This window comes from Ruegeria sp. CDSB114, from assembly GCF_059611025.1.
Map to the genome: position 1 here is coordinate 378110 of NZ_JBXWOT010000002.1, position 19972 is coordinate 398081.

The following is a 19972-nucleotide window of genomic DNA, read 5'->3' on the forward strand; positions in this document are numbered from 1 at the left end:
TTAGCACTCGGAGGGAAAATGGAGCTGACGGGCAAAACAGCGCTCATCACAGGGGCTGCGGGCGGCATCGGATCTGCTATTGCACAGCGGATGCGGCAGGCAGGGGCACGGGTTGCGGTTGCGGACGTTTCGGTTGAGGGTATCGAGGCCGACGCCCATTTGCCCGGCGATTTGCGCGAGAGCGCTTATGCAGATGCATTGCCGCAACATGCGGCGGATGCGCTGGGCGGGCTGGATATCGTCGTCAACAATGCGGGGGTCATCACCCGCGGAGCGGTGACCGAGACTTCGGATACCGAATGGGCATTGTCGCTGGGCGTAAATGTCGAGGCGCCCTTTCGCATCTGTCGCGCCGCAATCCCGATCATGGCGGCGCGTGGTGGTGGCGCGATCGTGAACACCGCGTCATGCTGGGGGCTGCGCCCTGGGCCGAACCACGCGGTCTATTGCATGACCAAGGCAGCTATTGCGTCGTTGACACAATGCATGGGTATGGACCACGCGCATCAGGGCATCCGCATTAACGCCGTCTGCCCGAATGAAGTAAACACGCCGATGCTGCGGTCGGGGTTTGAAAAACGCGGCTTCGATCCGGATACTGCCGTGGCAGAGCTGGGCCGGACGGTGCCCTTGGGGCGTATCGCCGAGCCCGAAGATATTGCTGATGTGGTGATGTTTCTTGCCTCGGACGCCGCGCGCTATGTGTGTGGGGCATTGCTGGAAGTGAACGGAGGAAAACCGGTTTCATGACGCGATTTACCGGCAAAACCGCACTGGTCACGGGCGGGCGCAGCGGTATCGGACGCGCCATCGCGGAACGTTTGCAACACGAAGGTGCACGGGTCTTTACCGCGCAACGTGGGAGCGATCCGGAATTCGAAGGGTTCGAGGCCGATTTCAGAGATCCCCACAGCCCGCAAACGGTGGTCAATCAGGTCGTTGATTTGTCCGGGCGATTGGACATTCTGGTCAATAATGCAGGCATGATGCAGGAAGCCGGCGTCGAGCAGATGAGCCTTGCAGACTGGCAGCGCACGCTGACAGTCAACCTCACGGCCCCGTTCCTGCTGATCAAGGCGGCGCTGCCCCATCTACGGCGGGCGGGCGGGGCGATTGTCAATATCGGCTCGATTGAGGGGCTGGGCAGCAATCCCGGCCATGCTGCCTATTGCGCATCCAAAGCCGGGTTGCATGGCCTGACACGAGCGGTGGCCGTGGATCATGGGGCAGAGGGTATTCGTTGCAACGCCGTGGCCCCTGGCTGGATCGACACCGAGTTGAACGTGGATTTCATCGCCTCAATGCCGGACCCGGAGACATTTCACGAGGATATCAAGCGCATACACCCCGTTGCCCGAACCGGAAGCCCGCAAGAGGTTGCGGCGCTGGTCGCCTTCCTGGCGTCGGATGATGCCAGCTTTATCACCGGGCAGGTCTACACAGTCGACGGAGGCCGCATGGCCAAGCTGAGCCTGCCCTGATCACTCGTCCCGCGCGCGCCATTCTTTCCAGCGCAGCACTGCATTGGCACCGATCTCTCGAAATGGCTTTGGGGGCAGGCGTTTGGGTTGATCCTGGGCGTCGAAATACCGGGTGATATTCGAGCTGTGGCCGCAGGTGCGTTCTGCTGCCGCGATACCGGTCAGGGTGCCGCGCGCCGTGCCTAGCCCATTCTGGACGCAGCCGGAAATCACGCCCTGTTCGACCTCTCGCGCGACGGAAACGCCGTTCAGGCTGAGGCAGAGATGACCGGCCCAGTGATATTGCATGTCCAGCCCCGCCAACTGCGGAAATCGCTGGTCGAATTTGCGCTGCATCACCCGCGAGGCGCGCGCCAGATCACCAGCAGTTGAGGTCATGCCCGGGCGCAGGGCCGCGCAGGTACGGGTTATGATCCGATTGCCGCCCTGCGCCGTATCAATGCGCCGCATCGTTGTACCCAACGGATCAGATGGTGTGACACTCCAGCGGGGTTGCCCCCCAAGCCGCGACAGCACTTCGGCGTCCAGCTCCGGGGTCATTGCCGCAAAAAGGAACAGTTGCATCAGTCGGTCGCGCTCGATCCCAAAGCTTTCCAGATGCCCGTTCACCGTCAGGATGACTGCACCAGAGCTGACGGTACCGCGCGCGGTTTTTACCAGCCACGCACCGCCTTGCTTCTCAAATCCGGACACGCCAGAGCTCTCGTACAATGCAATGCCATCCTTGATCAGTCCCGCAGCCAGACCGCGAATATAGCCTGCTGGTTGCAACATAACCGTGCCGGGTGTGTATAGCCCCGACCGATAGTGGCGCGACCCTGTCAGGGCGTGCATCTGCTGTTGGTCGAGCATTTCACTGGTCTCACCCAAAGTGCTGAGATGATGCGCATAGCTGATATTATGTGCATGTCCCGCCGCGCTCACCGCTCCGTTAACCTTGCCAGCCGGATCAAAGAAATTCGGGTCGATCTGATATTGCTCGACCGCCGATCGGGCAAAATCAATTGCAAGTCGGTTTAATGTGATCATGGTGCGATCATCCCCCGGCCCGGAATAATTGTCCGAGGCCAGGTCATGTGGCAGATCGATCATAAAACCCGTATTGCGCCCCGCAGCCCCTTCGGCCACGCGGCCAGCCTCAAGCACGACAATCTTTGCGTCGCTTTGCAGCTGCCTCAAACGCTGTGCCGCTGACAACCCTGCGAAACCGGCACCAACAATCACGACATCCGCCGTCAGATCACCATCCAGTTCTTGGGCCGGGAGTGGATCGCCTAATATGACGCTCCAGGCCGCAGGTCCGCGATGGACTGGCAGGGTTCGGGCGGCATAGCTGCTCAATCCACGGCCTCATCCGCATCGTCGGACAGGTCGAACCAGATGGTTTTTAGCTGGGTATACTGGTCATGCGCATGGATCGAGTTGTCGCGCCCACCAAAGCCAGACTGTTTATAGCCGCCAAAGGGCGTGGTGATATCGCCCTCACCAAAACTGTTCACAGTCACCGTTCCCGCCCGGATCATCCGCGCCCCGCGAATGGCGCGTTTCGCATTGGCTGTGAAGATCGACGCACACAAACCATACTCGGTATCGTTGGCGATCTTGATGGCCTCATCAAAGCTGGAAACCGTGATCACCGAAAGAATGGGACCAAAGATTTCGTCACGTGCCAGGATGGCGTCATTGCCAGGGAGTTCGACTACGGTGGCCTCGACAAAGCCATTGTCCGCTTTGCCTCCGATCACCACGTTTTCGGCCTGATCCAGATATCCGCAGACCTTATCGAAATGAGCTTCGCTGACCATTGCGCCCAATCGTGTTTCCGGGTTCAGAGGCTCGCCGACATTCCATTGCTTTACATGATGGGCGATGCGGTCGAGCAACTCGGCCTTTATGTCCTTGTGGACAATCAGGCGGGACGTGGCCGAGCAGTTCTCACCCATATTCCAGAACGCACCATTGACGATATGTGCCGCCACGCGGTCCAGATTTTCTGCATCTTCCATCACAATGGCCGGATTCTTGCCGCCCATTTCAAGCACCACCTCTTTGGCGTTGCTTTCCGCCGAATAGCTCAGAAACCGTTTGCCAGTCACGGTTGAACCGGTGAAGGACACCATATCGATATCCATGTGCCGTCCGATAGGTTCGCCCACCTCGGCACCTGCGCCGGGGACGATGTTTAGGACGCCGCGTGGCAAACCGGCCTCCATCGCCAGTTCGGCCAGCCGCAATGCCGTCAGTGAAGTCTCCTCGGCCGGCTTCACCACCACCGAGCAGCCCGCAGCCAGAGCGGGCCCGATCTTCCATGCCAGCATCAGCAATGGGAAATTCCAGGGCAGGACTAACCCGACAACGCCAATCGGCTCGCGCACGACCAAAGCGATGTGGTCGTCACTGGCGGGCGAGACTTGATCATAGATCTTGTCGATCGCCTCGGCGTGCCATTTCAGGCAATGAATGGTCTCGGGCAGGTCGACGGTCTCGCAGTCAAAGATGGTCTTGCCACTGTCGAGACTTTCCATCACCGCCAGTTCACGTGCATTGCGTGTGATCAGTTTGGTCAACCGGATCAGTACATTTTTGCGCTCGGATGGGTGCAGCCTCGACCAGCGGCCATCTTCGAACGCTTCGCGCGCCTTCTCGACGGCAAAATCTACGTCCGCTACGCCGCAGGCGGCAATGTTGGCCAATTTCTTGTTGGTCGCCGGGTTAACCGTGGTGAAGGACTGCCCGGAAATCGCCGGGCGGTACGCGCCATCAATAAAGGCGCCGGTTGGCAAGGTCAGACCCGCGGCGATGGAGTCGTATTCGTCCTGCGTCAGCAATGTCATACCTTACCCCTCTGCCATGATGTCAGCGATTTTCTGTTTCAGCACGCGCGTCACTTGCTCTAGCGCGCGTTTGTCATCTTTGTTCAAAGATTTCAGCGGCGGTCGAACGGTGCCCGCGTCAATCCCATTCATTGTGACACCATGCTTGATGGTCTGGATGAATTTGCCACCCTGTTCTAATACCCGCATCAAGGGCATCAGCGCCGACATGATCCGGCGGCCTTTGGCAAAATCACCCTCGATTACACAGGCCTGGTATAGCGCCACATGCTCGGCAGGCAGAAAGTTCGAGCCGCCACAGACCCAGAACGGCGCGCCCCAGGCAAAGAATTCCAGCGCCTGATCGTCCATACCGCATCCCAGTTGGATATGCGGGTAGTCCCGCGCCAGAAGATGCACCCGGTTGATATCGCCCGAGCTTTCCTTGATGCCGCAGAAATTCCTGCTGCGCCCGACGCGGTCCAGGAATTCTTCGCCCATCATCGTGCCTGTGCGGTGAGGATAATTGTACAGCATTACCGGCAGGTCGGCGGCCTTGTCGATGGCCAGCGCATTCAGCGCATTTTCGCGGTCGGTGGGCACCGAATAGGGCGGGCTGGCCAACAGGATCGCATCCGCCCCGATTTCCTTTGCACCCGACGCCAGCGCAACCGAGTCCGACGTCAACATCGCGCCCGTGCCAACAACCAGAGGCAAACGGCCTTTCAGACGCACATGGGTGAACCGCGCCAATTCGAGCCGTTCCTCCACGGTCTGCGCATAATTCTCACCAGTCGACCCGCCCGAGATCAGACCATGCACGCCATTCTTGATCAGAAGCTCGATCACCTGCGCCAGCGCGTCCCAGTTCACGCTGTCGTCGGCCTGATAGGGCGTGACCACCGGGGTATAGACCCCCTCAAATCGGAAAATTGGGTTCATTCCGTCCTCATGCAGGTTTCGAAAGCGGTGGAAGGCCCATTGGGACATCCAGCGCATCGGGCATCACGAACAGTTCGATCTGATCGCGTGACAGGTTCCAGTGATCTTCGGCCATCTGCGCAGCAGCCGTTTCATCGCGTGCCTCTATGGCGTCGATGATGGCGTCGTGTTGCTGGCTTGCCTCGGACAGGTTTTCGACCATCCTGCCCGACTGTGGCCGGTAGAAGGTCATGCCGATACGGGCATGGTCAATCAGCAAACGGTTGAAAGAGGGCAATAGATAGACATTGCCCGACATTTCGCCGGTCACTTCGTGAAAGCGGTTATTGGCCAGGGCGCGCTCTTCGGCTGCCCCATCCCGCAGCGCGGCCTTGAATGCCTGCTGTGCGGTTTTCAGGGCTTCAATCTGCACAGGCTTTGCATTCGCCGCTGCCAGTCGCAGGATTGCTCCATAAATCATCGGCGCGGCCAGAAAGAAATCGCGCAAGGTGGTATACGACATTTCGGACACGCGCGCGCTGCGGTTTGTTCGCAGGTCCAGATACCCTTCTCCGGCGAGTTGTCGGAACACTTCGCGTAAAGGCGTTCTCGACAGGCCAAACGCATCGGACAGATGCACCTCGTCCAGATCGGTGCCAGGTTGCAGGCGCAAAGTCAGGATCGAGACCTTCAAGTGCTCGGCCAGCTGCGTTTTGCGGGTTTTTGCGACGTCCTTCATCCGGATCCTCCAGCCCAGCCAGCAAGAATCGATTGGGTTCGATTGCCTCCTTTTTGTATCCGAATAAAATACATATTGTATACATAGAAATTTCGTGCAGCATAATCCAACGACAAAGACTCAGCCAATCCGGCCGAACAAAGTGGAATACCCTATGCCTCAGATGCGGCACATCACCATTGTTCTGATCGAGGAGTTCTCGCATCTCGCCTTTTCATGTGCCGTCGAACCACTGCGGATCGCCAATCTGGTCAGTGAGAAAACGCTATATGATTGGACGCTGATATCGGAGGACGCAGAGCGTGCAGTGTGTTCCAATAAGGTGGTGACACTTGTGCATGGCGGGTTGGGCGATATTCCAAAGACTGATCAGCTGTTTGTCTTGTCGGGCATCCACATGCGCAACCATGTCTCACGCGACCTTCTGGCGACGTTGCGACGCGAACGTGCGCGGGGCACGCCGATCGGGGCATTGTGTTCTGGTGCTTGGCTTCTAGCAGAGGCCGGATTTCTGGATGGCTCTCAGGCTGCGATCCATTGGGAATATCACGATGCGTTTATGGAAGCGTTCCCAGAGGTGAACCTTGTGCGCAGTGTCTTCGTGGCAGACGCGAAACACATCACGGCATCGGGTGGGACGGCAACTGCCGATCTTATGTTGCATCTGATCGGACGCGACCACGGTGAGGAGCTGGCGATCGCGGTTGCAGATCAGATGGTGTATAATGCTGCCCGCAACGCAACGGCCAAACAAAGGGTATCATTGCAATCGCGCAACGGGATGCGTAACGCACATCTGGCTCGGGCTATCCATACCATGCGCGAATGCCTTGAAGCACCGGTTTCTCCGTCAAAGATCGCGGATGATCTTGGCATATCCACGCGCCAGTTAGAGCGGTTATTTGGTAAGTATCTCAACACTTCGCCCAAAAAGTACTTTATGGAATTACGCCTGGAACGCGCGCAAAAGCTTTTGCTTCAGACCGAAGCATCCGTCACTGAGGTCGCCTTGGCTTGTGGCTTTGAAAATCCCGGTCATTTCTCGCGGGTTTATCGATCCAGTTTTGGTGTCACACCGCATTCGCAAAAAAGCAAAATCGACTGACGGAAGGCGGCGGGGGGAGCTGCTCTGCCCTAGGGCGAGCCCGGCCCGGCAGGTGCTCACCCCCTAGTCCCGCTTGTACCCCCTCGTTAAATTCAAACTCGTAAACTGATCAGCAGGATTGACTGTTTGTATTTGGTAAAAAGGGCACAAATTCTGCAAGATCGTGTCAGATGTAAGGGGGTTTAGGGCGATATAAAGGCCCAGATTTCTGCAAAAATGCGGCTCAAATCCCACACAATTAATAGCTCAAATAGCCAAGTTTGTCCTTGAGTTTGCGTTACATATGAAAAATGGCTTTTAAGTTTAGCCAAAATACCGGGTATACTTACAAACTATGGCAGAGATTCACATCGGGATGCATTTTCGAACCCCCATGTTCCCTTCAGCAACCAAAGCCGGAGGCCATGCATGAATTTCGAAACTTACCAGCCGGTCGTGACACCTGTCCCGCCAGTCATACCCGTAGACGTGCGCGAGGATCAGATTATTCAGGCCTCACAGGCGGCCAGTTCAGCATTTGAAAAGATATCCGCCACGGCAATATTTGAGGTGGATACAGTCACTGATACTCAGAAGCGCATACTTGCGATCTTTCGCTGGTATTTTCTGGCGGCCTATTGCACGCGGATGTTGTCTGGGGCAACGCATCGGCTGGATCATTTGACGATGCAAGTAGGCATGGATGTATACAGTGCGGTTGGTATGATTTTGTCCCGCGATGAGATCGAGTATTCGAGAAACCTGATTGAAAAAATGCCGGATTCTGCGGCTGATGCCCGGATGAAGGCGATTGGTGCGCGGGGGCACAAGGCAGGTTGGATCGCGGCCAATCAATATAAACAGGGCAGAGGCATGCCCTCAGAGATCAAGGTCGCTCTGTCGGGTGCTTTGGCGGCTGTGGATCGTTTGAATTGAACAGCGGTCCCAATTTGACATGAATTTACAAGTGTAGGTGAATTTGCCTCGCATCAGGCAGGTGCGCGCCTTTCGTTGAAGCTCAGGTCGAAGGGTAGGAATGCTGCCCATTCACAGTAGGGGATTGAAAACCGTACCAAATCACTACATTCACCCCTGATAGATCCAACAGGTTAATGCTACATGCCCCTTTCAAGAAGATTGCTAGCCTATGGCTCGGTTCCCGTGGTTGCGATTGTATGCTTTGCCGTTTGGTATACCAGTATCGGTTCCAAACCAGGTCCTGAGTTTGTCCGGCTGGATGGTGGAGAATTCCTGATGGGTTCGCAAAACTTTCAAGCGGAAGAGACTCCGGTCCATCCAGTGAATGTCGGGTCCTTTGACATTACGCGGACAGAAATTACCAACGACCAATTTGCGAAATTTGTCGAAGAAACCGGGTATCAGACAACGGCAGAGCGTGGCTTGTCGGCGGAGGATTTCCCGGGTCTGCCTGCAGATTTGCTTGAGCCTGGATCGATGGTCTTCGCCCAGCCTAAGGAAGCGGTGTCGCTGAATAATCCCAACGCATGGTGGCGCTATGTCAAAGGTGCAAGCTGGCAACACCCGGCAGGACCGGGCAGTTCGATTGCGGAACTGGGCGACCATCCGGTGGTGCATGTGTCACCCGAGGATGCCGCAGAATTTGCAGAGTGGATCGGAGGTCGTCTGCCGACCGAGGCCGAATGGGAATTTGCAGCTCGCGGTGGGATCGAAGGCGCCGACTACACCTGGGGTGACAGCTATGATCCCAGCAATGGGTGGAAAGCAAACACCTGGCAAGGACAGTTCCCAAGCGAAAACCTGGCTGACGATGGCCATGTCGGAACCGCACCCGTAGCTTCATATGTGGCCAATGGCTACGGCCTTTATGACATGGCGGGCAATGTCTGGGAGCACGTGGCCGACTGGTGGGTGCCGGGGCACATTCCTGGCGACCAAATAGATCCTACCGGCCCGGAAAAGGCCTTTGCCGCCCAGTTCGGTAGCGCATCGATGGGTGCAATGCGGTTGGTCAAAGGGGGCTCATGGCTTTGCGCGCCGAATTTCTGTCTGCGTTACCGACCTGCAGCGCGGCAGCCGGTTGAGATGTCGTTGGGCAGCAATCATGTCGGATTTCGCGTTGTCCGCGATGTAGACTAACCGCCGGGTATTCCGGTCATGCGGCGGGCTTATTCCGCTCCGTACCGGTGGCACAATCGATTCCAGAACATATCAAGCGCGGCAAATTTGACGCCCTTGCGACGGGCAGCGCATATGTTCCAGGTCAGAGGTTGCGTGGTTCGTATCTCTTTCAACATCCCCAATTTCAGGTGCTGATCAAAATCTTCCTTCATTCCTCCGGCAATCAGGTCTGCTCTGCAGGCCATATCGGCAACTAAAGAGAAATCGTCACTTTCGATCTGGGGCAATCGGTCAACAATATGCCAGGCTTTCTCGTCATTCCCCAGAGTGGCGGCAATGGCAGAGCGCCAGTGGCGATGCATATGCGCGGTTATAAACGGATGCCGAAACACCTCCGCGATTGAGACCGGAGTTGCCTGATGAATGGGATGGTCGGGGCGAGCGCAGAAGAAAACGGGTTCCTTTCGAACGACCTGAATGTCCAGATCGCTTAGGTTGGGCGTGTGCGTAAGATCGCAAACCGCCACGTCCAGACGCCCTATCCGCAATGCTTCGAGGGGTTCCATGGTGGCCCGCACATCAACGCGGACGCGAAGATCTGGCCAGTTATCAAGCAGCTCTGCCAGAAGCGGCGTGATGATCGTCCGGGTCGTCAGGGGGCCGCAACCGATATTCAGCACCTCCGGGCCGACCGAACGCAGCCGTTTGACTCCTGCTTCAAACTGGCTGGTCGCATTGTGCAGCGCGTCCAGAAGTTGCAGAAAGCGTTTCCCCGCCGGTCTGATGGTTGCGCCGCGGCCTGTCCGTTCGAATAGCGTCTGACCGGCATAAGCTTCTGCCTGGCCGATATAGCGTGAGAAACTTGCCGGAGAGGTTCCGATTGCATCCGCTGCCACGCGAAAGTTGCCGTGTCTGGCCAATGAGCGCACCGCATCTATGGCTTTGGAATCAATCATTTACACCCTCGTTCCAATATTCAGAACGCTCATACCAAATGATGGAATGGTCGTCTCTTTCTGTAGCCGGAATTGTCGTTTCCTGCGACATTATTGTCGACCGTGGCACGACGCCCCGGACTTCCCACATAACGGAGGATTCAATGGTTCCTTTAAGGAATATATTAGCTGTGCTTGGCGCTTCGGCGTTATCAACGACTGCAGCACTTGCCGAATCTGAGGATACACGCCCAAACGTTCTTATTCTAATCGCAGATGACATGGGGTTTTCCGATGTTGGTGCATTTGGCAGTGAAATCGAAACGCCCTCGATCGACCAACTGGCAGATGACGGTATGCTGTTCACCAATTTCCACGTCGGAGCGTCTTGCTCGCCAACTCGGACTATGCTGATCAGCGGTGTCGACAACCATCTCGCAGGCCTCGGCAATATGTTAGAGATTCAGGCCGATAACCAATTCGGCAAGCCTGGCTATGAAGGTCATTTGAACGACAAGGTTGTTGCGTTGCCGCGTCTGTTGCGCGACGCAGGATACCACACCTATATGACCGGCAAATGGCACCTGGGTCATGAGCCTGGCACGATCGCTTATGACCGTGGATTTGAGAAATCCTTTATGCTTGGCGAAAGCGGTGCGGATAACTGGGTCGAGCAGCCCTATGCCCCGTTCTATACGCGGGTGCACTATTACGAGGACGACAAGCTTGTCAGCCTGCCAACGGACGACTACTTCTCATCCGATTTTTATACCCAAACGATGATCGATTACATCGACAGCAACCTGGATGACGGTAAACCATTTTTGGCCTGGGTCGGGTATCAGGCCGTCCATTACCCTCATCAGGCGCCAAAAGAATTCATCGACAAATATGACGGCGTTTATGACGAAGGGTTCGAGGCCCTGCGGGTTTCGCGTCTGGAAAAGCAGAAGGAACTTGGGCTGATCTCTTCGGATGTGGAATTGGACCCGGAGTTTGCGAAAACCTCTTATGAACCGTGGCAGATGCCGGATTGGGAAAAGCTTAACGACGAAGAAAAAGCATTCAACGCGCGACGGATGCAGACCTATGCCGGAATGCTGGACAATATGGATGTCAATATCGGCAGGATCCTGAGCTATCTGGATGAAAAAGGTATTGCGGACAACACGATCGTCATTTTCCTTGCGGATAACGGCCCGGATCCGAACCAGTTGCCTCTGTCTGAAGCCTATCGTGATTGGTACAAAGCCCATTACGACAAGGTCTATATCGAGGATTTTGACGGCGATTATTCGGATATGGGGCAGCAGGGTGTCTATGCTGATTACGGCCCTGGCTGGGCGGCAGCCGCAGCGGTTCCGGGCAGCTACTTTAAGACATTCTCGACCGAGGGTGGTTTGCGTGTCCCTTTGATCGTGAAATTCCCGGGTGTTGTCGAGCCCGGATCGCAAGTCGATAAATTTGCCTTTGTTCGCGATATCGTTCCAACACTTCTTGACGTTGCCGGCGTAGACGTTCCCGGACCGGTCTATGACGGTCGCGAAATTTATACGCCAGACGGTATCAGTATGATGCCGGTCCTGAAGGGTGAGACGGAAACCGTGCGCGACGATAACAACCCGGTCGGATATGAGCTTGCAGGGTCCTCGGCAGTATTCCAGGGCAAATTTAAACTGATGCAGAATCTGGCGCCTAAAGGCACAGGCGAATGGGAGCTGTTTGATATCGAAGCTGATCCGTCGGAATTACACGATCTGGCGAACCAGATGCCCGAGCGTGTCGCGGCGATGCAGGCATATTTTGAGGACTATGCAAAAAGGGTAAATCTTGTGCCTGTTCCCGAAGGCTATAACCCCCTGGAGCAGACGGTCGTCAACGCCAAGCGCAGTGGCGCGCATTAACTGAAATGTCATCGCGCCGTTTCGGGACGGAAGCGGCGCGATGCGTATATTTGAGAAAGGCACAGTGCTGGTTGGTCCGCCGATAGATATGTGGCGCTACTGCGGGTGCAGCCACTGTTTGCCGCAAGCACACGCCCATGGAACAGGCCGGTGCATTGTTAGGAGGAGATGCGGGTTATTGCCCTGTGATTTCCGTGCAAGTTCCTTTGCCCCAACCGGTTCTACTACCAGAGGCAGAGAAATCGAACGTGCCTTTCTGGGGGTGGACGTTATAACTCAACGTGTGATCCTCGCCGATATACAGGTAGGTCAAGGTATCGAGCCCCGGGAAAACATCGACCTCTTTGTCGATGTCACCGATCTTGATACGACCTTTGTTTTGATCTTCGTATTTGATCAGTTTCGCAGCCATTTCGGGATGCTGTTCGTCTGGTGACTGACATTCAAACACCCGCTCTTCTGCAAGCGCCGTGAAGGGCATAAATATAAGAAGAATGGCCAACTTTTTCATTTGATCTCACCTAGAGCAGATTCGTTTCGAACGCCGCAGCTAGGTGTGATTTCTGTCATAAATTTGCTGAAATTTTGGCCAGACTGTGCCTTGGGCACAACCAAAGAAAATATAGGTGTTGGACCGTCTGCAAAATCAAAATTCTAGTGTCTCGGCAAGAAGCCTGTGGCAAAGATTGCATCCCAGAACAGAATGCAGGTCGGCTCCGCTGAGCATTGCATTCACTACCAATCAAATCTCTCATAAGTATCTGTTTCAATACAAGTAATATTTGCATCTCCGAAGGTTGAGATCGGCTCGTCCAGAACTTCCACCTCTGGGGCATTGTCGGTCGGATGGATAGCATCCCAAGGCAGGGTTCCAGGAGTGCTCGAGTACAGCGCTTCGTAAGCCAGTTCTTCGTCCAAAGAGTTCCCTGTGCTGTCAGGGTCGTCACCGACGGTCAGGGCAAATGGGTTTTCCGAAGTGATGAGAGTGCCGGCGCTGTCTATGTCTGACACAACGATCTGACCATGAATTATGCCCTCGAAACCTACTGGCGGTGAAAGCTCCAGATGGTTCAGATTACAACCCGACAAATCCACCGGATCACCATTGGTGATCACCGAATGCTCACCGCTGATTATCAGGGTATTTGCTGGCAACCCCTCCAGTGTAACATTCGCCTGATCAGACGCATCCGACACTTGGATGCCAACCTGGATCGCGTCGTCCTTGGGAACCGACAAACCGGGATCGGCCTGCATCACCTCACGGCCATCGGTATCCGGACCGTCCCATTCCAGCTTCAGCCCCGCATGGCCGTGGTTCTCGACATATCGGACTTCGATGCCATAAGTCCCAGGCTCAAGATTGACCTCTTCTGAATACGTGCGAAACCCATTTGGCTTATCGTACTCGATGATCTTTGTTCCATCGATGAAAACAGCAATCCCATCATCTGCTCCGGCAAAGAAAGTATAGCTGCCCCCTTCCTCGACAGTGAAGGACCCTTCCAGCCTGGCACCGAATGTGTCCGAGGATCCGCCTGCCCAGAATGAGTCTTTTCCAAGTTCGTAGTCGATTTCGGAAACAACTTCCTGATGGGCCGGGGCTGAGTTCCAGTCGATTTGATCCATTCGGGTCAGTCTGTGGTCCACATCGTAGTAACTTGCATGAAAACCAGTTTGCATCTCGGCGCTTGGGGCAGGGGGCTGTTCTCCGCTCTCATATGGTGCCGAAGGTTGGTTTTGATCAGCAGGCGATTCAGGCTGAACCGGACCGAGACCATCTGGCTGAAACTCTGCCTTTTCCGAAATGGGGTCTTGGGCATCACTCCCATCAGAGAGTTTTGCATCTAGTTCAGGCTCGTCAGGCTCGCTCTCGGTGACTTGGGGCTGGTCCCCATCTGTGCCGGCGGAAATGCGGGGATCGACCATGTCCGCGACAATGACGGTAAAGCTTTCGGTCAGAGTAAGACCGCCCTCGTCAATGACAGTTACATCCACCGTTACAGATGAGGCCTCTTCGTGATCAAGCGCCACATCAGGTTTTAGCCGCAACTGGTTGTCGACAACCTCGAACCGGTCATCAGAGACTTCAAACCGATGCGAGTCGCCAAGGTCAGGGTCGTCAAAGGAGATTTTTCCAACAACGGCACCTTCAACATTCTCGGCCACCGTTAGCTCGGCCGCAGTCAGAGTAATGTTGTCGACAAGCGCGCCATAGCTGTCATTTTGGTTTTCAGCTTCCCTCAGCTCCAGGTTGTCCTGACCGGTTCCAACCACCTGAAGGTCGAATGTCTGCCATTCGGCGGATTGAGGATCAAGCTCCGCGACCAAATTGCCATTCCAGTAGACCTCAACCGTGTCCGTTCCACCTGCAAGGCGTTCGCGCAGGTCGATGCCAAGATCATAAAGCTGGCCTGCCTCGGTTTCGACGACCTGAGAGATGCTGTCCACGCCGCGCGCATGGTCCATTTCCATCAGTTGGTCCCCTTCAGAGGCCTGAGTGCCGCCAAGACGGTCCCAGATTTCGATTCCATTTGCGTCGGTCCAGGCGCCGCTATCGTCGCCGTCAAATCCCCGCCAGAGACCTTCATCAAGGTCAAACTCTTCGAAACTACCGTTGCGGATCAGGTTTGCGGTGTCATTGCCAAGGCTAAGATCTGTGGGTCCTTCGTTGATGCCTTTGATGTTGATGACAAAAGACTCGGTCACGCTCAGCCCTTCAGAATCGGTGGCGGTGACCTGCAGGTCGATCTGAGCGGTCTCTTCGTGATCAAACTGCATCTCGGGTTTCACGCGAAGCTCTCCATTGAAGAGCTCGAACCGGTCATCTGACACTTCGAATACGTGGGCATCTTCCGCGTCCGGGTCGATCGCCTCGATTCGGCCAACAATCGCACCGGCGACGTTTTCCGATATTGTGGTATCGTCCAGCGCGATACCTACTGGGCCTTCATTCACGTCGAGAACATCAACCGTGAATCTTTCCGTCAGGCTCAGCCCGCCGGCATCGGTGACTGTGACATCCACCTCGACCTGCGCCGCCTCCTCATGATCCAGCGAGAGGCCGGGTTTTAGCTGTAGCTGACCGTCGACAATTTCGAAGCGGGCATCCGAGACTTCGAATGTATGTGTGTCGCTGTCATCCGTGTCAGTGATTGTGATGTGGCCGACGACCGTGCCCGTCGAGTTCTCGGAAATGGTATTGCCTTCCAAGGTGATTTTTTCTGGGCCTTCATTCACGTCGAGAACATCAACCGCGAATCTTTCCGTCAGGCTCAACCCGCCGGCATCGGTGACTGTGACATCTACCTCGACCTGCGCCGCTTCCTCATGATCCAGCGAGAGGCCGGGTTTTAGTTGTAGCTGACCGTCGACAACTTCGAACCGGTCGTCCGATATTTCGAATGTATGTGTGTCCCCGTCATTCGGGTCCACAACCGAAAGGGTTCCGACCACGCCGCCCACTGCATTTTCAGCTATAGTTGTGCCGTCCAACAAGATTTCTTCGGGGGCGTTGTTCACGTCCGGCTCCGAAAAATCTGGAGACTGTCCGGCAGTTTTCTGGAATGAAATCGGCTGACTTGCTTCCGCCGCTTGCAGAGCCAGTGGGTCAATTTCAATGGCCTGTTGCAGCTCGAACGGAGTTTGGGCGGGCATGTTCCCTTCGAGAGGCGGGGTATCCACCGCAGGTGTGCCCGCTGTGTCCTCAGACTGCAAAGGCTGCGCGGCACCTGAGGATCCAGTTTCGCTGAAATTGGATAGGCTCTGGTCGGTTGGTGCCTCGAAACTTTCAACCGCGGTTGGCGCGGTTACGTTCAGCGTTTCAATCGACTCTTCAAAGCGCGCGCGGTCTTCCAGCGCGCCGGATTGTTGCTCGCCGGTATGCAATGTACTGCGGCTGGGATCGTCAGAGGTGTTGATGGTATTGCGCGATAGATGAGCGGCGATTTCATGCGTTTCGTCGTGTTCGGCCTGCAGTGTTTTCGCCCGAAACTCCGGATCGTCTTTCATATCGCTCATCGCGTGACACCTCAGGAAATTTGTTGATTCACGTCACCTTTTACCATGCAGGTGTTCAGCGAAGGTCAATTAAACCTTTAAATTTTAAGAGAAAATATCCACTCTCACGGCGCTCAGATTTACTGTTCTTCAATTTTACGTCCCCAAAGCTGAAGGCCAACCAACTGGGTGAAGAGAACGATGAAACCGCGTGGGTTATCCGGGCGAAGGACGGCAGGACAAAGCGATATCCCTGTCTGGGCCGCATCCATTTCGCTGAATGTGCTTTCGTTGCTGATGCCAATTTCGATTCTGCTGATCTTTGATCGGATCATTCCGTTTCAGTCGGTCGACACCCTGCGGGTCCTGACAGTTGTGTTATTGGTCAGCGCAGTGTTGGAGCTGATTTTGCGTCAATGCCGTGCAATTTTGCTCTCGGCTGCAGCTGAGGATGCCGCTGTATCGAATTTCCAGCGGTTTATGACCACGGTGATCACAGCGAATACGCTGAGCTTTTCCAAGGTTCCGGCAAGCACTTACGCGGAACGTTTCGGGGCGATCGGCCAATTAAGAGATCACCAGGCCGGGCAGGGGCAAACTCTTTTGATTGATCTGCCATTCACCCTGTTGTTTGCGGTGCTGATCGGGTTGATCGGGGGTTGGCTTGTTTTGGTCCCGCTTGGAGCATTTTGTACGGTCACCATTTTCGCGGCCATCATGAAGCGTGCGCAATGGCATTTGTTCCGCCGTCGCAAATCAATCGACACGCGCCGCTATGCGTTTCTATCCGAGATTTTGACCAGCATGCAGACGGTCAAGGCCAACCGGATGGAGCCGCAAATGACCCGCCGTTTCGAGATGCTTGAAAGCCAGACAGTGGATATGAGCCGGAAGTTGATTCATTTTTCCGGTCTGGCCCAAAACTTCGGAGCGATCTTTTCGCAAATGACCGTGGCGGCCATGGGTCTGCTTGGAGCCTATCTGGTAATCAGCAATCTGATTGGCATCGCTGAAATGGCTGCCTGCATGTTGCTGAACGGCCGGATTGTGCAGCCGTTGACCAAGCTGATGGCGCTTTGGGTCCAGTCCGAGAATGTCGCGATCTCGCGCAGCAGGCTCGGCGAAATGGACAGTCTGCAGACGGTTTCCAGTGCGGTCTCTGATCAGCCAGCCTTGACCGGCAGGATCGAGATCAATGATGTCTCGATGAAGCGGTTGAATGGCTCTGGGCATAGTTTCGGCCCTATCAGATTTCGGGGCGCGCCTTCTGCTGGGGTTTTGATCGAAGCTGAGAAAAGCTGGATGGTAGATGAGCTTTTCGATGCCTTGTCCGGGCAACGAATGCCCGATCAAGGAGAAGTTTGGATCGACGAACGACCCGCAGTCCAACGTGCGGCACAGCGTGGGCAGGACGCCATGGTCATGCTCGAGGCTCAGCCAGCGATCCTGTCCGGCACGCTGTTGCAAAACCTCAGTGCTTTTGGTGATGCCGCGATGGTCGAGCGAGCAAAAACAGTAGCTGCAACATTAGGGCTGGAGAAACGCATTCATCGTCTTCCTCTGGGCTATAACACTCCGCTGAACACCGGGACAGCATTTGAAAAAGACCCGGTGAACAGGCAGATGATCGCCCTGACACGGGCTCTGGCCTTGCAGCCGCGCATCCTGCTTATGAATGAGCCAACGGCAGTTTTGGACACCGCCGAAAGGCAAGCGCTGGCTGACTATCTGATGTCTGTTTCGCCGCGACTGACCCTGATTATTGCCAGCCCCGATCCCCGAATGAAGAATCTCACACAAGAGACAGTTCGCCTCAGGTCCTCTGCCGAGGGTGTGTATGCGGAATGGGAACTCGACACGACTTTAGAGCAAACAGCGGCAAAGCTGATCAGAAGGGGGGCGGCATGATTGCTTTGAACGCGCAAATTGCAGGGCAGTTGTTACAGCAGCTTCTGGTTCAGGGCGGATGGCGAAACCGTCCGGATGCGATCATCGAAGCTACGCCACACTTGTCCGAATGGTTTCGGGTAGAGGATATTCTTCAGACGCTCCGCAACCTTGGTCTTCCCCATACGCAGTTGAGGTGCCGCGAAAACGAGATATCTGATTGGCAATGCCCGGCCATGGTCTTTCCAGATCAGGGAGGCTGCTATCTTGCGATAGGACGAACAGGGCGCGGCATCCAGGTCAGCGACGATCACAATCCCGATCTGCGTTTATTACAGCCAACACATCGTTTTTGCAGGGTTATCAGGATCGACCGGTTTGATCATCAACACGAAGACGACCGCCCAATAACTGTAGGAGCAGCATTTGTTGGCTTGCGGGCGATGATGCCATGGCTGATTATTTCGTCGTTCCTAACTAACCTGCTGGGGCTGACCGCGCCCCTGTTGGTTATGGCCATTTACGATCGCGTGATTCCGTCAGGATCAGTCGATCTTCTAATTTCATTGGCTTTCGGTGTGGCCATAATCGGCCTCTCCGACCTGTGTTTTCGTCACGCTCGTACCCGAGCGCTTGCTTACATTGGCTGGAATGGCGAACGACAGATGATGGAGGCATTGTTTCGCAAGTTGATGTCCCTTCCACTGAGCCAGCTTCAGAAGTCTGACATAAATCAGCAACTGTCCCGGTTCAGACAATTCGAATCCCTGCGCGACATGTTTACCGGTCCGGTAATGGGAGCTTTTCTTGACCTGCCCTTCGTTCTGATTTTCTTTGCGGTTTTGTGTTATCTGGCGCCATCTGTCGGTCTGTTGACATTGGGTTCGATCCTGTTCCTTGTCGGCCTTGGTATCTTTACCACTGCCTTTCAACAACGATTGGACAAGTCGGCGGCCGAGGCTAATGCGGCCAGTCAAGCCGCCATTCATGACGCGGTGCTGCATCAACAGGTGATGGTCAATCTGGGAATGCAGAAACAATGGCTGGCACGCAGTCTGCCCCTTGCTGAAGCCGGCGAACGCGCGACAGCACGTGCGCGTTTGTTTCAGTCATTTACCCAGTCGCTTGTACAGTCAATCTGTGGGTTGGCGACGGTCGGGGCAGTCGTTTTAAGCGCATATGGGGCCCTGAATGGCTCATTGAGCTTTGGCGCAATGATCGCCTCCATCGCGTTGGTGTCCAAAGTGCTGGCTCCGATTCAATCTCTGTACACCAGCTTCCCTCAAATTCTGTCGTTCCGGTCCAGCAGCACACAAGCCGATCGAGTTCTTGGACTGCCCGAAGAGTTGGAAATGGGGCTCAAGCAATCGCATCAGAAGACGTTTAGCGGTTGGGTCTGTTTTTCGGGGGTGACGTACCGTCCAGATCCGTTGAATCCTCCGATCCTTTCGCAGGTCAGTTTCCAGTGCAATCCGGGTGAGGTCGTGCTGGTCATGGGGAGTGATACGGCAAGTCGCACTGCCATTCTCGACCTGATAGACGGGCTGTATAGCCCCCTGAGCGGCACCATCGAGCATGATGGGATAGATATTCGCCAGATCGCTCGCGACGAATTACGGAAATCCGTCACATACGCAACCTATGAGAAATCCTTGTTCTACGGCACGGTCGCGCAGAATTTCCGCCTGGCGGTGCCCAGCCTTTCTCCGGACCAGGTTGCCGAGGCTCTGGACAGGACGGACCTGCTGCATGATCTCGAACTTTTACCAGAAGGCCAGGAAACGCGACTGACCGACACTGTGCTGTCGCAGTTGCCTGAAGAGGCGGTCAAAGCGCTGACTCTGGCTCGCTGTATGGCGCGGCCTTCTTCGCTCTTTCTGTTTTCCGAACCGACCAATGGTCTTTCGGATCGTCGGCGTCACCTGTTTAAGCACTGGGTTGGTGACAAGCGGGGGAAATGCACTGTAGTCATCGCAACCGCCGACCGCTCATTCATGCAGATCGCCGACCGTTTCATATTTCTCAATGGCGACAAGGTTGCTGTGAATGCCACCGGAGAGGCTGGCCGGAAGAAGCTGCAAGCTGTGTTGAAAGCGCTCGGAGGATAGC

The 19972-nt window shown here is 55.4% G+C and carries 15 protein-coding genes; 8 read left to right on the forward strand and 7 right to left on the reverse strand.

The window, feature by feature from the left end:
• The first annotated feature begins 18 nt into the window (after positions 1-18).
• The gene (locus AC2FIP_RS09375; protein ID WP_496786110.1) at positions 19-750 is read left to right on the forward strand and encodes an SDR family NAD(P)-dependent oxidoreductase; all 732 of its coding nucleotides are present in this window, start codon (positions 19-21) and stop codon (positions 748-750) included.
• Positions 747-1481 (forward strand): SDR family NAD(P)-dependent oxidoreductase, encoded by a 735-nt coding sequence (locus tag AC2FIP_RS09380; RefSeq protein ID WP_496700687.1) that lies wholly within the window; start codon positions 747-749, stop codon positions 1479-1481. The genes AC2FIP_RS09375 and AC2FIP_RS09380 overlap by 4 nt, the downstream gene beginning before the upstream one ends.
• Here AC2FIP_RS09380 and AC2FIP_RS09385 read toward each other — a convergent pair whose 3' ends face one another.
• Genes AC2FIP_RS09385 through AC2FIP_RS09400 form a run of 4 tightly spaced genes read right to left on the reverse strand, consistent with a single transcriptional unit; the run spans position 1482 to position 5954 of the window.
• Complete coding sequence (locus AC2FIP_RS09385; protein ID WP_496750110.1) at positions 1482-2822, reverse strand: NAD(P)/FAD-dependent oxidoreductase; 1341 nt, start codon at positions 2820-2822, stop codon at positions 1482-1484.
• A complete protein-coding gene (locus tag AC2FIP_RS09390; protein ID WP_496786111.1) occupies positions 2819-4315 on the reverse strand; it encodes an aldehyde dehydrogenase in 1497 nt (498 codons plus the stop codon). Before AC2FIP_RS09390 ends, AC2FIP_RS09385 begins: the two co-directional genes overlap by 4 nt.
• Before the next feature lie 3 nt (positions 4316-4318).
• Complete coding sequence (locus tag AC2FIP_RS09395) at positions 4319-5236, reverse strand: dihydrodipicolinate synthase family protein (protein ID WP_496786113.1); 918 nt, start codon at positions 5234-5236, stop codon at positions 4319-4321.
• Between the two features lie 7 nt (positions 5237-5243).
• Entirely contained in the window at positions 5244-5954 is a 711-nt protein-coding gene (locus tag AC2FIP_RS09400; protein ID WP_496786114.1) for a GntR family transcriptional regulator, read from the reverse strand.
• 154 nt (positions 5955-6108) lie between these two features.
• Between AC2FIP_RS09400 and AC2FIP_RS09405 the strand changes: the two genes are divergently transcribed.
• From AC2FIP_RS09405 to AC2FIP_RS09415, 3 genes are all read left to right on the forward strand, one after another.
• Positions 6109-7059 carry a GlxA family transcriptional regulator gene (locus AC2FIP_RS09405; RefSeq protein WP_142635891.1) on the forward strand — a complete coding sequence of 317 codons (951 nt, stop codon included), beginning with the start codon at positions 6109-6111 and terminating at the stop codon, positions 7057-7059.
• Between the two features lie 408 nt (positions 7060-7467).
• A complete protein-coding gene (locus tag AC2FIP_RS09410) occupies positions 7468-7974 on the forward strand; it encodes a hypothetical protein (RefSeq protein ID WP_496786116.1) in 507 nt (168 codons plus the stop codon).
• Between the two features lie 183 nt (positions 7975-8157).
• The gene (locus tag AC2FIP_RS09415) at positions 8158-9156 is read left to right on the forward strand and encodes a formylglycine-generating enzyme family protein (protein ID WP_496786117.1); all 999 of its coding nucleotides are present in this window, start codon (positions 8158-8160) and stop codon (positions 9154-9156) included.
• A gap of 29 nt (positions 9157-9185) precedes the next feature.
• On the opposite strand, the gene AC2FIP_RS09420 is transcribed toward AC2FIP_RS09415, so the two are convergent.
• Positions 9186-10094, reverse strand: coding sequence for a LysR family transcriptional regulator (locus tag AC2FIP_RS09420; RefSeq protein WP_496786118.1), 909 nt, complete (start codon positions 10092-10094; stop codon positions 9186-9188).
• A gap of 143 nt (positions 10095-10237) precedes the next feature.
• On the opposite strand from AC2FIP_RS09420, the gene AC2FIP_RS09425 reads away from it, so the two are divergent.
• Positions 10238-11977 carry an arylsulfatase gene (locus tag AC2FIP_RS09425; RefSeq protein WP_496786120.1) on the forward strand — a complete coding sequence of 580 codons (1740 nt, stop codon included), beginning with the start codon at positions 10238-10240 and terminating at the stop codon, positions 11975-11977.
• A 175-nt stretch (positions 11978-12152) separates the two neighbouring features.
• Here AC2FIP_RS09425 and AC2FIP_RS09430 read toward each other — a convergent pair whose 3' ends face one another.
• Together AC2FIP_RS09430 and AC2FIP_RS09435 are read right to left on the reverse strand one after the other, a co-directional pair.
• The gene (locus tag AC2FIP_RS09430; RefSeq protein WP_142635900.1) at positions 12153-12488 is read right to left on the reverse strand and encodes a hypothetical protein; all 336 of its coding nucleotides are present in this window, start codon (positions 12486-12488) and stop codon (positions 12153-12155) included.
• A 224-nt stretch (positions 12489-12712) separates the two neighbouring features.
• On the reverse strand, positions 12713-15997 hold the full coding sequence (locus AC2FIP_RS09435) for a PA14 domain-containing protein (RefSeq protein WP_496786121.1): 3285 nt from the start codon (positions 15995-15997) through the stop codon (positions 12713-12715).
• A 180-nt stretch (positions 15998-16177) separates the two neighbouring features.
• Between AC2FIP_RS09435 and AC2FIP_RS09440 the strand changes: the two genes are divergently transcribed.
• Entirely contained in the window at positions 16178-17884 is a 1707-nt protein-coding gene (locus AC2FIP_RS09440; protein ID WP_496786123.1) for an ABC transporter transmembrane domain-containing protein, read from the forward strand.
• Positions 17881-19971 carry an ABC transporter transmembrane domain-containing protein gene (locus AC2FIP_RS09445; protein WP_496786126.1) on the forward strand — a complete coding sequence of 697 codons (2091 nt, stop codon included), beginning with the start codon at positions 17881-17883 and terminating at the stop codon, positions 19969-19971. Before AC2FIP_RS09440 ends, AC2FIP_RS09445 begins: the two co-directional genes overlap by 4 nt.
• Position 19972 lies beyond the last annotated feature (1 nt).

Coding starts and splice junctions, on each gene's coding strand:
- AC2FIP_RS09445 (WP_496786126.1), top strand. CDS start 17,881: ATGATTGCTTTGAACGCGCAAATTGCAGGGCAGTTGTTACAGCAGCTT.
- AC2FIP_RS09405 (WP_142635891.1), top strand. CDS start 6,109: ATGCCTCAGATGCGGCACATCACCATTGTTCTGATCGAGGAGTTCTCG.
- AC2FIP_RS09410 (WP_496786116.1), top strand. CDS start 7,468: ATGAATTTCGAAACTTACCAGCCGGTCGTGACACCTGTCCCGCCAGTC.
- AC2FIP_RS09375 (WP_496786110.1), top strand. CDS start 19: ATGGAGCTGACGGGCAAAACAGCGCTCATCACAGGGGCTGCGGGCGGC.
- AC2FIP_RS09420 (WP_496786118.1), bottom strand. CDS start 10,094: ATGATTGATTCCAAAGCCATAGATGCGGTGCGCTCATTGGCCAGACAC.
- AC2FIP_RS09440 (WP_496786123.1), top strand. CDS start 16,178: ATGAAACCGCGTGGGTTATCCGGGCGAAGGACGGCAGGACAAAGCGAT.
- AC2FIP_RS09415 (WP_496786117.1), top strand. CDS start 8,158: ATGCCCCTTTCAAGAAGATTGCTAGCCTATGGCTCGGTTCCCGTGGTT.
- AC2FIP_RS09395 (WP_496786113.1), bottom strand. CDS start 5,236: ATGAACCCAATTTTCCGATTTGAGGGGGTCTATACCCCGGTGGTCACG.
- AC2FIP_RS09390 (WP_496786111.1), bottom strand. CDS start 4,315: ATGACATTGCTGACGCAGGACGAATACGACTCCATCGCCGCGGGTCTG.
- AC2FIP_RS09435 (WP_496786121.1), bottom strand. CDS start 15,997: ATGAGCGATATGAAAGACGATCCGGAGTTTCGGGCGAAAACACTGCAG.
- AC2FIP_RS09400 (WP_496786114.1), bottom strand. CDS start 5,954: ATGAAGGACGTCGCAAAAACCCGCAAAACGCAGCTGGCCGAGCACTTG.
- AC2FIP_RS09425 (WP_496786120.1), top strand. CDS start 10,238: ATGGTTCCTTTAAGGAATATATTAGCTGTGCTTGGCGCTTCGGCGTTA.
- AC2FIP_RS09430 (WP_142635900.1), bottom strand. CDS start 12,488: ATGAAAAAGTTGGCCATTCTTCTTATATTTATGCCCTTCACGGCGCTT.
- AC2FIP_RS09380 (WP_496700687.1), top strand. CDS start 747: ATGACGCGATTTACCGGCAAAACCGCACTGGTCACGGGCGGGCGCAGC.